Source organism: Rhodococcus sp. PvR099 (assembly GCF_017833315.1).
Classification (GTDB): Bacteria; Actinomycetota; Actinomycetes; order Mycobacteriales; family Mycobacteriaceae; genus Rhodococcus_G; species Rhodococcus_G oryzae.
The window spans coordinates 5,177,306-5,192,072 of the sequence record NZ_JAFIBV010000001.1; the positions used below are offsets into that span (position 1 = coordinate 5,177,306).

General features: G+C 69.3%; 11 protein-coding genes. All 11 read left to right on the forward strand.

Annotated features, from left to right (window positions below; all coding sequences use genetic code 11):
• The first annotated feature begins 24 nt into the window (after window positions 1-24).
• The 11 genes from JOE46_RS24160 to JOE46_RS24210 all read left to right on the forward strand — a co-directional run bounded on the left by JOE46_RS24160 (window position 25) and on the right by JOE46_RS24210 (window position 14,701).
• Window positions 25-1,626 carry a carboxyl transferase domain-containing protein gene (locus JOE46_RS24160; protein ID WP_097211032.1) on the forward strand — a complete coding sequence of 534 codons (1,602 nt, stop codon included), beginning with the start codon at window positions 25-27 and terminating at the stop codon, window positions 1,624-1,626.
• 5 nt (window positions 1,627-1,631) lie between these two features.
• Window positions 1,632-3,677: a biotin carboxylase N-terminal domain-containing protein gene (locus JOE46_RS24165; protein WP_097211103.1), complete on the forward strand. Its 2,046-nt coding sequence runs from the start codon at window positions 1,632-1,634 to the stop codon at window positions 3,675-3,677.
• Window positions 3,674-4,837, forward strand: coding sequence for an acyl-CoA dehydrogenase family protein (locus tag JOE46_RS24170; RefSeq protein WP_097211033.1), 1,164 nt, complete (start codon window positions 3,674-3,676; stop codon window positions 4,835-4,837). Before JOE46_RS24165 ends, JOE46_RS24170 begins: the two co-directional genes overlap by 4 nt.
• Window positions 4,834-5,319 (forward strand): MaoC family dehydratase, encoded by a 486-nt coding sequence (locus JOE46_RS24175; protein ID WP_077040797.1) that lies wholly within the window; start codon window positions 4,834-4,836, stop codon window positions 5,317-5,319. The genes JOE46_RS24170 and JOE46_RS24175 overlap by 4 nt, the downstream gene beginning before the upstream one ends.
• Window positions 5,316-6,152 (forward strand): CoA ester lyase, encoded by an 837-nt coding sequence (locus JOE46_RS24180; protein WP_209928696.1) that lies wholly within the window; start codon window positions 5,316-5,318, stop codon window positions 6,150-6,152. The genes JOE46_RS24175 and JOE46_RS24180 overlap by 4 nt, the downstream gene beginning before the upstream one ends.
• Before the next feature lie 59 nt (window positions 6,153-6,211).
• Entirely contained in the window at window positions 6,212-7,408 is a 1,197-nt protein-coding gene (locus tag JOE46_RS24185) for an acetyl-CoA C-acetyltransferase (protein ID WP_097211035.1), read from the forward strand.
• A gap of 65 nt (window positions 7,409-7,473) precedes the next feature.
• Window positions 7,474-7,821 (forward strand): carboxymuconolactone decarboxylase family protein, encoded by a 348-nt coding sequence (locus JOE46_RS24190; RefSeq protein ID WP_083742898.1) that lies wholly within the window; start codon window positions 7,474-7,476, stop codon window positions 7,819-7,821.
• A 15-nt stretch (window positions 7,822-7,836) separates the two neighbouring features.
• Window positions 7,837-9,795, forward strand: a complete 1,959-nt coding sequence (locus JOE46_RS24195) for an acetoacetate--CoA ligase (RefSeq protein ID WP_209928697.1) — start codon at window positions 7,837-7,839, stop codon at window positions 9,793-9,795.
• Window positions 9,796-9,998: 203 nt separating this feature from the next.
• A complete protein-coding gene (locus JOE46_RS24200; protein ID WP_179800490.1) occupies window positions 9,999-11,222 on the forward strand; it encodes an ABC transporter substrate-binding protein in 1,224 nt (407 codons plus the stop codon).
• Window positions 11,223-11,249: 27 nt separating this feature from the next.
• Window positions 11,250-13,967: an ATP-binding cassette domain-containing protein gene (locus JOE46_RS24205; RefSeq protein WP_209928700.1), complete on the forward strand. Its 2,718-nt coding sequence runs from the start codon at window positions 11,250-11,252 to the stop codon at window positions 13,965-13,967.
• A complete protein-coding gene (locus tag JOE46_RS24210; protein ID WP_097211039.1) occupies window positions 13,964-14,701 on the forward strand; it encodes an ABC transporter ATP-binding protein in 738 nt (245 codons plus the stop codon). The genes JOE46_RS24205 and JOE46_RS24210 overlap by 4 nt, the downstream gene beginning before the upstream one ends.
• The last annotated feature ends 66 nt before the right edge of the window (window positions 14,702-14,767 follow it).

Consider the following 14,767-nt stretch of genomic DNA (forward strand, 5'->3'; position numbering starts at 1 on the left):
GATCTGAGCAGACAGGGCGACGACATGACCATCGACGGGGAGCGCAACCGGGGCGAGCACGTACGCCTGGTGACCGAGCTGCGCGAGCGGCTCGCGACCGCTGCGCTCGGCGGCAGTGAGCAATCGCGACAACGCCACGTGAGCAGGGGCAAGCTGCTGCCGCGCGAGCGGGTGGACACCCTGCTGGATCCGGGCAGCCCGTTCCTCGAGTTCTCGCCGCTGGCCGCGAACGGCATGTACGACGACGAGTGCCCCGGCGCGGGCGTGATCGCCGGCATCGGTCGGGTCTCCGGTCGCGAGTGCGTCATCGTGGCCAACGACGCCACCGTCAAGGGTGGCACCTACTACCCGATGAGCGTGAAGAAGCACCTGCGCGCGCAGGAGATCGCGCTGCAGAACAACCTGCCGTGCCTCTACCTGGTCGACTCCGGCGGCGCCTTCCTGCCTCGCCAGGACGACGTCTTCCCCGATCGCGAGCACTTCGGGCGCATCTTCTTCAACCAGGCCAACCTGAGCGCCAAGGGCGTCCCGCAGATCGCCGCGGTGATGGGCTCCTGCACCGCGGGCGGCGCCTACGTCCCCGCGATGAGCGACGAGGCCGTCATCGTGCGCAACCAGGGCACCATCTTCCTCGGTGGCCCGCCGCTGGTGAAGGCCGCGACCGGCGAGGTCGTCACGGCCGAGGACCTGGGCGGAGGTGACCTGCACTCGAAGGTCTCCGGCGTCACCGATCACCTCGCGGAGGACGATCAGGACGCGCTGCGCATCGTGCGGCGGATCGTCGCGACCTTCGGCCCGCGCACGGACCGGCCATGGGACGTGATCCCGACGGTCGAGCCGACCGCGCCGCAGGCGGAGCTCTACGACGTCGTCCCGACGGACCCGCGCACCCCGTACGACGTGCACGAGGTGATCACCCGGATCGTGGACGGTGGCGCCGGCGGTGCCGGCAATGGATCCGGCTTCCAGGAGTTCAAGGCGGAGTACGGCAAGACCCTGGTCACCGGCTTCGCCCACATCCACGGACACCCGGTCGGCATCGTCGCCAACAACGGCGTGCTCTTCGCCGAGTCCGCGATGAAGGGCGCCCACTTCATCGAGCTGTGCGACAAGCGCAGCGTGCCGCTGCTGTTCCTGCAGAACATCGCAGGGTTCATGGTCGGCCGCGATTACGAGGCGGGCGGCATCGCCAAGCACGGCGCCAAGATGGTGACCGCGGTGGCGTGCGCACGCGTCCCGAAGCTCACCGTGGTGATCGGCGGCTCGTACGGCGCGGGCAACTACTCGATGTGTGGCCGCGCCTACTCGCCCCGGTTCCTGTGGATGTGGCCGAACGCGCGGATCTCGGTGATGGGCGGCGAGCAGGCGGCCTCGGTGCTGGCCACCGTCCGCAGCGACCAGCTCGACGCCTCGGGCAAGCCCTGGTCCGCCGAGGACGAGGAGTCCTTCAAGGCGCCGATCCGGGCGCAGTACGAGGCACAGGGCAACCCCTACTATTCGACCGCCCGACTGTGGGACGATGGAATCATCGACCCCGCGGACACCAGAACTGTTCTAGGACTGGCACTTTCGGCGTGCGCTCAGGCGCCGCTCGAGCCGGTCTCCTACGGCGTCTTCAGGATGTGAGTGAGATGACTGAATTTTCCACCGTTCTCGTCGCCAACCGCGGCGAGATCGCGGTCCGCGTCATCCGCACCCTGCGTGCCATGGGCATCCGCTCGGTGGCGGTGTACAGCGAGGCGGACGCAGGCGCGCGACACGTGCGCGAGGCCGACACCGCGGTCCTGCTCGGCCCCGCGGCGGCGCGCGAGAGCTACCTCGACATCGTCAAGGTGGTCGACGCGGCGAAGCGGACGGGTGCCCAGGCGGTGCACCCCGGCTACGGATTCCTCTCTGAGAACGCGGCCTTCGCGGCCGCCCTCGAGGACGCGGGCATCGCCTTCCTCGGGCCCTCCGCCCGGGCCATCGAGGTGATGGGCGACAAGATCACCGCCAAGAACGCGGTGGCCGAGTTCGACGTCCCTGTGGTGCCCGGCATCGCCAGGCCCGGACTGACCGACGCCGAGCTGATCGCCGCGGCCGTGGACATCGGGTACCCGGTTCTCGTGAAGCCGTCCGCGGGCGGCGGCGGCAAGGGCATGCGGCTGGTCGAGGAGCCGGACAAGCTCGCCGACGCGCTGGCCAGCGCGCGCCGAGAGGCCGCCTCCGCCTTCGGCGACGACACCCTGTTCCTCGAGCGGTTCGTGCTGCGCCCCCGGCACATCGAGGTGCAGATCCTCGCCGACACCCACGGCAACGTCGTACACCTCGGCGAGCGCGAGTGCAGCCTGCAGCGTCGTCACCAGAAGGTCATCGAGGAGGCGCCGTCGCCGCTGCTCGACGAGGCCACCCGCGCCCGGATCGGCGAGGCGGCCTGCAACACCGCGCGGAGCGTCGACTACACCGGCGCGGGCACTGTGGAGTTCATCGTCTCCGCGGACCGCCCCGACGAGTTCTTCTTCATGGAGATGAACACGCGCCTGCAGGTGGAGCACCCGGTCACCGAGATGGTCACCGGGCTCGATCTGGTCGAGTGGCAGGTCCGGGTTGCCGCAGGCGAGAAGCTCGGCATCTCCCAGGACGAGATCACCATGACCGGCCATGCCATCGAGGCCCGCGTCTACGCCGAGGACCCCGCCCGCGGCTTCCTGCCGACGGGCGGACTGGTCCTCGACGTCGTGGAGCCGTCCGGCCCCGGTATCCGGATCGATTCGGGCCTGCGGGCGGGAACCGAGGTCGGCAGCGACTACGACCCGATGCTGTCGAAGGTCATCGCGCACGCCGCCGACCGCGCCGGGGCGCTGCGCAAGCTCGACCGGGCGCTCGCCGACACCGCGGTGCTCGGTGTGGTCACCAACATCGACTTCGCGCGGTTCCTGCTCGCGGACCCGGACGTCGTCGCGGGCCGCCTCGACACCGGTCTGCTCGACCGCAGGCTCGAGGACTATGTCGCGGCCGACGCCTCGGATGCGCAGTTCATCGCGGCGGGCGCCTACCGGTGGCTGACGCGCTGGCCCCAGGGCACCGAGGCCGACCTGTGGGAGCGACCGACCGGCTGGCGGGTCGGTACCCCGGCGCCGACCAGCATCCGGCTCGCCTCGCCTGCCCGCACCGACCACGTGCGGATCATCGGTACGCCCGGCGACGCGCTGGTGTCGATGGAGGATGGCGAAACACGAAGGCTGACCGCATCATTGGACGGTTCCACGCTGTCCGTCGCGGTGGACGGATTGCGGGCGAGCTACCTGGTGGCCGCCCACGACGGTCACATCTGGCTCTCGGGCACCGACGGGACCGCGGTCCTTCGCGAGGTTCGGGAGGTCAGCGTCCGCACGGGTGACGCGCACGCGGGGGAGGCCGAGATCACCAGCCCGATGCCGGGCGCGGTCATCGCGGTCGGCGTGGAGCACGGCGCGACCGTCGCCGCGGGCACCGCGGTGGTCGTGGTCGAGGCGATGAAGATGGAGCACTCGCTGACCTCGCCCATCGACGGCACCGTCGAGTTGCTCGTCGCGGCGGGCGACCAGGTGAAGGTCGACCAGATCCTCGCTCGCGTGATCCCACATGCATCCGAAACTTCCGATAACTCAGGACAACCCGAACTCGCAGAGACGACAACGAAGGGCGCCGCGTCATGACCGATTACCTCTCCTCCGGATCGCTGCCCGACGAGTACCAGCAGCTCGCGAAGGTGGTCCGCGACTTCGCGCAGACCGTCGTCGCGCCGGTCGCCGCCGAGCACGACGCGAACCACACCTTCCCGTACGAGGTCGTCGCGGGAATGGCCGAGCTTGGCCTGTTCGGCCTGCCGTTCTCCGAGGAGTACGGCGGACAGGGCGGCGACTACTTCGCGCTGTGCCTCGCCCTCGAGGAGCTCGGCAAGGTCGACCAGTCCGTGGCCATCACCCTGGAAGCGGGCGTCTCGCTCGGCGCGATGCCGATCTACCGTTTCGGCAACGAGGCGCAGAAGCAGGAGTGGCTGCCGCAGCTCACGAGCGGAAAGGCGCTGGCCGCGTTCGGCCTCACCGAGCCGGGAGCGGGCAGCGACGCAGGGGGCACCAGGACCACCGCGAAGGAAGACGGCGGCGACTGGATCATCAACGGCAACAAGCAGTTCATCACCAACTCCGGCACCGACATCACCCGCCTGGTCACCGTCACCGCGGTCACGGGCGAGAAGGAGAACGGGAAGAAGGAGATCTCCACCATCCTGGTGCCGACCTCCACGCCGGGATTCACCGCGGAGCCGGCGTACAACAAGGTCGGCTGGAACGCCTCCGACACCCACCCGCTGACCTTCCAGGATGTTCGGGTGCCCCAGGAGAACTTGCTGGGCGAGCGCGGGCGTGGGTATGCGAACTTCCTGCGCATCCTCGACGAGGGTCGGATCGCGATCGCGGCGCTGAGCGTCGGTGCGGCGCAGGGCTGCGTGGACGAGTCGGTCAAGTACGCCAAGGAGCGCGAGGCGTTCGGCAAGCCGATCGGCGCCAACCAGGCCATCGCCTTCAAGATCGCGCGGATGGAGGTGCGCGCGCACGTCGCTCGCACCGCGTACTACGACGCGGCCGCACTCATGCTGGCGGGCAAGCCCTTCAAGAAGCAGGCCTCCATCGCCAAGCTGGTCGCCAGCGAGGCCGCGATGGACAACGCCCGCGACGCCACCCAGATCTTCGGCGGCTACGGCTTCATGAACGAGTACCCGGTCGCCCGGCACTACCGGGACAGCAAGATCCTCGAGATCGGCGAGGGCACCACCGAGGTGCAGCTGATGCTGATCGCGCGCGAGGCCGGGCTGTGAGCCAGCCGGACCGCAAGAGGGTCGTCCAGCGCGGGCTCTGGTTCGAGGAGTTCGAGACCGACGTCGTCTACGAGCACCGCCCCGGTCGCACCATCACCGAGGCGGACAACGTCCTGTTCACCACGCTGACGATGAACACTCAGGCGCTGCACCTGGACGCCGCGTTCAGCGAGCAGTTGCCGCCGTTCAACCAGCGGCTGGTGAACTCGATGTTCACGCTGTCCACCCTGGTCGGCCTGTCGGTCGCCCAGCTCACCCAGGGGACGATCGTCGCGAACCTCGGGTTCTCCGAGATCTCCTTCCCCAAGCCACTCTTCCACGGCGACACCATGTACGCCGAGACGGTGATCACCGACAAGCGGGAGTCGAAGAGCAGGCCGGGCGAGGGCATCATCACCCTGGCGCACACCGCGCGGAACCAGCACGGCGACGTGGTGGCGATCGCGGTGCGCAAGACGCTGGTCAGGAAGAGGCCGTCATGACAGCGAACTCCGGTCACTCCTCGGGGTGGACACCGCCCGGCCCGGCCTGGCTCTTCTGCCCGGCGGATCGGCCGGAGCGCTACGCGAAGGCCGCGGCCGCCGCGGACGTCGTCATCCTCGACCTCGAGGACGGCGTCGCCCCCGCGGACAAGGCGGCCGCACGTCGCGCGCTGATCGACACCCCGCTCGACCCCGAGCGCACCGTGGTGCGGATCAACGCGGCGGGCACCGAGGACCAGGCGCTCGACCTGGAGGCGCTGCTACAGACCCGCTACCCGAGGGTGATGCTGCCCAAGTGCGAGTCGGCGGAACAGGTGCGCTCCCTCGCCCCGCGCCAGGTGATCGGCCTGATCGAGTCCCCGCTCGGCGCCCTGACGGTTGCCGAGTCCGCACAGGTCGCGAACGCGATCGGGGTGATGTGGGGTGCGGAGGACCTGGTCGCGGCGCTCGGTGGGAACGCCAGCCGCCACACCGACGGCTCCTATCGCGATGTGGCCAGGCACGTGCGCTCCGGCTCACTGCTGGCGGCCAAGGCACACGCCAGGTTCGCGCTGGACTCGGTCTACCTCGACATCAAAGACCTCGATGGTCTGCGCGCGGAGTCCCTCGACGCGGTCGCGGTCGGGTTCGACGCCAAGGTGGCCATCCATCCGAGCCAGGTCGCGGTGATCCGGGCCGCCTACGAACCGAGCGCGGAGGACCTCGCCTGGGCGCGCAGGGTGCTCGCCGCGGTGTCCGAGGAGCGCGGGGTCTTCGCCTTCGAGGGGAAGATGGTGGACGCGCCGGTGCTTCGGCACGCGGAGGCGATCGTCCGCCGGAGTGAATCGTTGTGAACAGTTCAGTCGCCGAGAAATCCGAAGTGGCTGAGAAATGTGAAGGGAACAGCAAGCTGATGTCCGAGTCCACTGTCATCGTCGCCGGAGCCCGTACCCCGATGGGTCGGCTCCTCGGTTCGCTGAAGGGCTTCTCCGGGTCCGATCTCGGTGGCATCGCCATCAAGGGCGCGCTGGAGAAGGCGGGCGTCGCGCCCGAGAGTGTCGAGTACGTGATCATGGGCCAGGTGCTCACCGCGGGCGCCGGTCAGATGCCCGCGCGCCAGGCGGCCGTCGCCGCGGGCATCCCGATGGACGTGCCCGCCCTGTCGATCAACAAGGTGTGTCTCTCTGGTGTCGACGCGATCGCGCTGGCCGACCAGCTGATCCGCGCGGGCGAGTTCGACATCGTGGTCGCCGGTGGCCAGGAGTCGATGAGCCGCGCACCGCACATGCTGGAGAAGAGCCGTGAGGGCTTCAAGTACGGCGACGTGACAATGCGTGACCACATGGCGTACGACGGCCTGCACGACATCTTCACCGACCAGGCGATGGGGCTGCTGACCGAGCAGGTCAACCAGCAGGAAGCCACCCACATCACCCGCGAGGAGCAGGACGCGTTCGCGGCGGCCTCGCACCAGAACGCCGCGCGCGCCTGGAAGAACGGCCTGTTCGACAACGAGGTCGTGCCGGTGGAGATCCCGCAGCGCAAGGGCGATCCGATCGTCTTCGCCGAGGACGAGGGCATCCGGGCCGACACCACCGTCGAGTCGCTGAGCACGCTGCGCCCTGCGTTCAGCAAGGACGGCACGATCACCGCCGGCTCGGCCTCGCCGATCTCCGACGGCGCCGCCGCCGTGGTCGTGATGAGCAAGGCCAAGGCGCAGGAGCTGGGCCTGAGCTGGATCGCCGAGATCGGCGCGCACGGCGTGGTGGCCGGCCCCGACTCCACCCTGCAGTCGCAGCCCGCACGCGCGATCGCAAAGGCCTGCGCGAAGGAGGGCATCGCACCAACCGATCTCGACCTCGTCGAGATCAACGAGGCCTTCGCGGCCGTCGGCATCGCGTCCACTCGCGAGCTCGGTCTGGACCCGGCCAAGGTCAACGTGAACGGCGGTGCGATCGCTGTCGGACACCCGCTCGGCATGTCCGGTGCGCGGATCGCGCTGCACCTGGCGCTGGAACTGGAGCGTCGCGGCGGTGGCGTCGGCGCGGCCGCGCTGTGCGGCGGCGGCGGTCAGGGTGACGCCCTGATCATCCGGGTCCCGAAGAAGTGACAGGCCAGGGCCAAGGGGAGGGCGGCGGCCGGTTCGACGCCGGCCTCGCCGTCCGGCGTGAGGTGATGGGCGACGACTTCGTCGATCGCGCGTTGACCCGCGACCTCGGCACCGACAGCGAGGCGATCCAGCGGCACATCACCGAGACGGTATGGGGTTCGGTCTGGACCCGCGACGGTCTGAGCCGGCGGGACCGCAGCCTGCTGAACCTGGGCATGCTGACGGCGCTGCGCGCGGAATCGGAGCTGCGCGGGCACGTCCGCGGTGCACTCCGGAACGGCCTGAGCCGCGAGGAGATCACCGAGGCGATCATCCACACCAGCGGGTACTGCGGCGCGCCTGCCGCGCTCGCCGCGATGCGCGTGGTGCAGGAGGTCCTCACCGAGGACCTCGGGCCGAAACAGACTGACTGAGAGAGGACGAACCGCATGGAATCGCTTCAGCCGCAGTGGGAACCGACACGCGACGACGTGCGGAACGCCCGGATCACCGATTTCGCCTCATGGGTGGAGCGGGAGTACTCGGTGTCCGTGCCCGACTACCACTCGCTCTGGCGATGGTCGGTCGAGCATCTCGACGATTTCTGGCGGTCGGTCTGGGACTACTTCGGGCTCAGGTCCGCGACGCCGGTCGGCGAGGTGCTCGCGCAGGACCGGATGCCCGGTGCGGTGTGGTTCCCCGGGGTCCGGCTCAACTACGTCGACCAGGTGCTGCGCAACGAGCGCTCGGACCGGCCCGCCATCGTCTACTCCGGTGAGACGGCCGCCGAGGACGTCACCATGTCCTGGGCGGAGCTGCGCAGGCAGGCGGGTGCGCTGGCCGCGACCCTGCGGGCGAACGGCGTCGGTCCGGGCGACCGGGTGGTCGGCTACCTGCCGAACATCCCGGAGACCGTCGTGGCCTTCCTCGCGACGGCGAGCCTCGGCGCGATCTGGGCGGCCTGCGGCCAGGACTACTCGGCCCCCGCCGCCTTGGACCGGCTGGGCCAGCTCGAACCGTCGGTGCTGATCACCGCGGACGGCTACCGCTTCGGCGGCAAGCTGCACGACCGCCGCGACTCGATCGCGGAACTGCGGGCCGGGATGCCGAGCCTGACGACGACCGTGCTGGTGCGGCGGCTCGGTGCGGACGCAGGTTCCCAGTCCGGTGAGCCCGAGGGAGTCCTGTCCTGGGCCGCGGCGACCGCGGGCGAGGCGCCGCTCGAACCGGTGGGCGTCGACTTCGACCATCCGCTCTGGGTGGTGTTCTCCTCGGGCACCACCGGCCTGCCGAAGGGGATCGTGCACGGGCACGGCGGTGTGCTCCTCGAGCACCTGAAATCGGTTGCCCTGCAGATGGACATCGGGCCCGAGGACACCTTCTTCTGGTACACCAGCCCGAGCTGGATGATGTGGAACTTCCAGATTGCCGGACTGCTGGTCGGTGCCACCATCGTCTGCTTCGACGGCAACCCCGGGTACCCGGACGTCGATTCGCTGTGGGCGCTCACCGCGCGGCACCGGGCCACCGTGCTCGGCACCAGTCCGGGCTACGTGCTCGCCTGCGCGAAGGCGGGCGTGGTCCCGCGTCGCGACCACGACCTGAGTGCGCTGCGCACGGTGGGGATCACCGGATCGACACTGCCGGCGTCCTCCTCGCTCTGGATCGCCGAGAACGTCGGTGTGCCGGTGGCTTCCATCACCGGTGGCACCGACGTGGTCTCCGCATTCATCGGCGGCGCGCGCACCGTCCCGGTCTGGCCGGGCGAACTGTCCGCGCCCTTCCTCGGCGTCGCGCTCGAGGCCTACGACGAGGGCGGCGTGCCCATCCGTGGTGATGTGGGGGAACTGGTCATCACCAAGCCGATGCCGTCCATGCCGATCCGATTCTGGAACGACCCCGACGGAAAGCGCTACCACGACGCGTACTTCGACGACTTCCCCGGAGTGTGGCGGCACGGCGACTGGATCACCATCACCGAGCGGGGAAGCGTGCTGATGCACGGCCGCTCGGACTCGACGCTCAACCGCAACGGGATCCGGATGGGCAGCGCCGACATCTATCAGGCCGTCGAACGCCTGCCCGAGATCGCCGAGGCGCTCGTCATCGGGGCCGAGCAGCCGGACGGCGGGTATTGGATGCCCCTGTTCGTTGTGCTCGCGGACGGGGCGGTGCTCGACGGCGCGCTCGAGGATCGGATCAAGTCGACGATCCGCGAGCAGGCGTCGCCGCGGCACGTGCCCGACGAGATCATCGCGGCGCCCGGTGTCCCGCACACCCGCACCGGCAAGAAGCTGGAGGTGCCGATCAAGCGGATGTTCCAGGGCGCCGACGCGGACCGGATCCTCGATCGGAGCGCGATCGACGCCCCCGAGCTGATCGACTGGTATCTCCAGCAGAGGCCCTGACCTGGGCGGGAGATAATTGCGTCTCATCATGTAACTGAATTTTTGTGAAGTTCGCCATATTTTGCATCGCGTTCCCATACGCTGCAGCCAAGGCGGGCGGCAGCGCGGTTCCGCGACGGAGGGCGAGCGGGTAACCGCAGTTCAACGGGGTGGAACTGCGTTGGCGTCCGAGATGGAAGCTGCCCACATGCAAAGGACGCGCCGTGAACTTCAAGAGAATCGCCCCCGCGATCGCCGCTCTCGCGACCGCAAGCCTGCTCGCCGCGGGCTGTAGCAGCGACAGCGGCGCAGACGCGGCCGACAACGCCGCGACCGGTGATCCGATCAAGGTCGGTCAGATCGTGCCCATCGAGGCGCCGGGCCTCGGATCCGCCACCTACGCCGCGAGCACGGTCGCGTCGGTCGACGCATTCAACGAGCGGGGCGGCGTGAACGGACGCCCGCTCGAACTGCTGCAGTGCGACTCCATGGGCGATCCGAACAAGGAGGTCGACTGCGCGAACAAGATGGTCTCCGAGGGGGCAGTCGCGACCCTCGCAGACTTCACGCCGGCCTCGTCCGAGGCGACGTCGAAGATCCTGTTCGACGCCGGCATCGCCCGGGTCGGGCTGAACCCGGTGAACATGGCGGACTTCACCGCCACGAATGTCTACACCCCGTTCTCCGGCTCGCTGCTCAACCTGTACGGGATGATCGACATCCTGGTGGCGCAGGGCAAGACCAAGCTTTCCCTGATGCGTCCCGACCTGCCGGTCACCGCGCAGCTGGTCGGCCTGCTGACCCCGGCGGTACAGGCGAAGGGCGCCGAGATCGTCAACGACGTGGCGGTGGGCGCGGGCGCGACCGACTACACCCAGTTCATCGCCGCGGCCGAGCGCAATGACGCACAGGGCGTGATCATGGCGCTGGGCGCCACCGACGCCAACCCGATCGCCCAGGCGTTCGAGCAGCTCGGGTCGAAGCTGACCTTCGCGCTGGGGACGGCGGGCTTCACCCAGGCCGACCTGCAGGACCTCGGCACCTTCGCCACCAGCTCGACGTACACCAGCCCGACCCCCGCGCCCTCGTCGAGCACCGAGGACTTCCCCGGCCTCAAGGACTTCCTGGCGGACATGGACAAGTCCGGCAAGGAGGAGCTCGAGCTGCAGAACCTCACCGGCGATGCGGTGAACCCGTGGTTGTCGGTGCGCGCGTTCGGCGAGGTGGCAAAGAACCGGACGATCGACGCCGCGGACATCTGGAAGGGATTCGAGAACGCCAAGGACATCGACATGGCCGGCCTGATCCCGGCCTGGACTCCGGGAGCGGTGGAGCAGTTCGGGATCTTCCCGCGGATCTCGAACTCGATGATGTACAAGATGTCGTTCGACGGTGACGTGCTTGTCACCGATCCCACGCAGTACGACCTGCGCACCCCCACCGCCTAGTTCACGCCCCACCATGGAGATTGACGAATGACTGAGTTCTTGCAGTTCGCGATTCTCGGCCTGGGAGCGGGCTCCGCCTACGCGCTCCTGGCGCAGGGCATCGTGCTGGTTTACCGCGGATCCGGAGTGGTGAACTTCGCCCAGGGCGCGATCGCCATGGTGGGGGCCTACATATGCCTGGAAACCCTTCGGCACGACCAACACTGGGGGCTGCTGCCGGCCTTCCTGGTGGCGGTCGTGGTGGCCGGACTGATCGGCTTGGCATTTCAGCTGCTGGTGTTGCGGTGGCTCGCCAACGCCGCGCCGATCGTCCGGCTGGCCGCCACCCTCGGCCTGATGGTGATCCTGCAGGCGGGGGTGCAGCAGTACTACGGCAGTACGTCGATCCGGGTGAAGACCTTCCTGCCCGACGAGGCGTATCGCTGGGGAGGCGTTGTGGTGCAGCAGGATCGGATGATCCTGCTGGGTATCGCGATCCTGTCGACGGCTGCGCTATGGGCGTGGACCAACTTCACCCGGGTGGGCCTGGCAATCACCGCGTCCGCCGAGAACGAGCGGGCCGCCGCCGCGCTCGGCTGGTCGCCGCAGCGGCTCGCCACACTGACCTGGACCGTCGGCGGCGCCCTTGCCGGTGCGGCCGGCATCATGGTGGCGCCCCTGACCGGGCTCACCCCGTCGGCCTTCGTGGTGATCGTGACGGTCTCGGCGCTGGCCGCGGCGCTGCTCGGCGGCTTCCGTTCCTTCCCCCTGACCCTGATCGGCGGCCTGCTGCTCGGCGTGGGTGAGAGCCTGGTCGTCCTGTACCAGGACGACCTGCGGGATCTGCTCGGGATGGAAACGCTCACCGGCGTCAACCGGGCTGTGCCGTTCCTGGTGATCCTGGTGGTGCTGGTGGTGCGGGGGAAGGGGCTGCCGTTGCGCAGCCATGTCTCAGAGCGGCTGCCCAAGCTCGGTTCCGGCGAGATCCGCTGGCCGCTCGTCGTCCTCGGGATCCTGGTGGCCGTGGGCATCATCCTGGGCGGTGGCGACTGGCTGCGGTCGCTGACACTGACCCTGGCCGCGGCGGTGTTCCTGCTCTCGATCGTGGTGCTGACCGGCTTCGCCGGCCAACTCTCGCTCGCCCAGTACACCGTCGGCGGCCTGGGCGCGCTGTTCGCCGCGCGACTCGTCGGCGAGGCCGGCTGGCCACTGGTGCCCGCGGCCCTGGTGAGCGTGGCGGCGGTGATCGCGATCGGTGTGGTGTTCGCACTGCCGGCGTTGCGGACGCGCGGTGTGAACCTGGCGGTGGTCACCCTCGGACTCGGGTTCACCATCCAGGAGATGGTGTTCAACAACCCGACCTTCACCGGCGACAAGCTCGAGGGCTCGGTGAAGATCCATCAGCTGAGCCTGTTCGGACTCGATGTGACGCCCAGTGTCCATCCCGAGCGGTGGGCGACGGTGTGCCTCGTGGCGCTGGTCGTCTGCGGTCTGATTGTCGCGAACCTGCGGCGCTCGCGCACCGGGCGACGGCTCATCGCCGTGCGCACCAACGAGCGGGCCGCGGCCTCCCTCGGCATCAGCGTGTTCGGGGTCAAGATCTACGCCTTCGCGCTCGCGTCCGGCCTCGCCGCGGTGGCAGGCATCCTCCTCGGCCTGCGCAACACCGCCGTCACCTACCTCGAGTTCAACGTGTTCGCGTCGATCAACGCCGTGGTCCAGGCGGTGACCGGCGGCCTCGGGTTTGTCACGGGTAGCCTCATCGGCTCGCTCATGGCGCCCGGCGCCGTCTTCAGCCGGCTGCTGTCGGGCTTGGCCATCGCCGCGCTGCTCGGCGGCGTGATCCTCATCGTCACCCTGCTCACCAACCAGAACGGCATCGCCGACATGATCTCCCGCGGGGTGCGGAAGAACCCCGCACTGGCTGCGGTGCTGGCGCGCAAGAAGCGCCGTGGACATGAGCTGTCAGACGAGGCGCCCACCGGGTCGGTCACCCCGACGCCACTGACGGTGCGCGGCCTGACAGTCCGGTTCGGTGGTGTGACCGCCGTCGACGGCGTCGACCTCGACATCGCGCCCGGGCAGGTAGTGGGCCTGATCGGGCCCAACGGCGCAGGCAAGACCACCGTCATCGACGCCATCACCGGATTCGTCAGCCCCGCGGCCGGCAAGCTCACGCTGGGGGACCAGGACATCACCGGCTGGTCCACCGCGCGGCGCTCCAAGGGCGGCCTGCGCCGGTCCTTCCAGTCGCTCGAGCTGTTCGAGGACGTCACGGTCGGCGAGAACATCCACGCCGGCGCCGACGAGTCCACCTGGCTCGCCCGGCTCACCGACCTCGTCACCCCGGGCCGCCATCCCCTCTCACCGAGTGCATCGGCGGTGGTGCGGGACTTCGAGCTGGAGAACGACCTGGACGTGCTGCCGAGCGAGCTGTCATACGGCCAGCGCCGGCTGGTGGGTATCGCCCGCGCCGTTGCCTCCGCTCCCTCCGTCATCCTGCTCGACGAGCCGGCGGCCGGACTGGACGACGCAGAGAGTCGAGAACTCGCGGTCGCCATTCGGCACCTGGCCGTGCAACGCGGGGCCGGGGTGCTCCTGATCGAACACGACATGGGTCTGGTGATGTCCACCTGTGACCGGATCGTGGTGCTCGCAGCCGGCCGGGTGCTCGCGGCCGGCACGCCCGAGGAGATCGCCGCCAGCCCGGCGGTTCGCGACGCCTACCTGGGCACAGAAGACGACACGACGGAGGCAGCACGATGACCACCACCCAGGAGAAGGCCGTGCCGTCCACGACGGTGCTCGAATGCCAGGGCCTCAGTGCCGGCTACGGCGGGACCGTGGTGTGCCGCGGCCTCGACATCACCGTGCGTTCGGGGGAGGTGGTGGCGCTGATCGGAGCCAACGGCGCAGGCAAGTCCACGACGATGCTGACGGTGGCAGGCGAGTTGGCGCCGATCTCGGGCCGAGTGTCCGTGCTCGGTTCCGACAAGAAGGCATCGCTCGCCACCCTGGCGCGGCGCGGCCTGAGCTATGTCACCGAGGAGCGGTCGGTGATCATGGGGCTGACAGCCGCGGACAACCTGCGGCTGGCGGGCGTCAAGGCCGATGCCGCGTGCGCGATCTTCCCGGAACTGCGCGCGCTGCTCGGGCGACCGGCCGGCCTGTTGTCCGGCGGCGAGCAGCAGATGCTCACCCTGGCAAGGGCGCTGGCCAGGAACCCGAAGCTGCTGTTGGCGGACGAGCTGTCGCTCGGGCTGGCACCGCAGATCGTGGCGCGGCTCCTCGACGTGGTGCGGGCGGCCGCGGACACCCAGAATCTCGGGGTGTTGCTGGTTGAGCAGCACGTTCGCCAGGTCCTGCGGGTCGCGGATCGCGTGTACGTGATGCGCCGCGGTCAGGTGATGCTGGAGGGGACGGCCGCCGAGATCGGCGCGGACCTCGACGCGGTTCAGCGGGCCTATCTCTCGTCGGGTGAGCCGGGGGAGAGTGGTTAACAAGCAATTCGGTCAACTCTTGTACCCTTGGTCGGTCATCTGTCCTGGTCAGCGCGGGGCGTGACC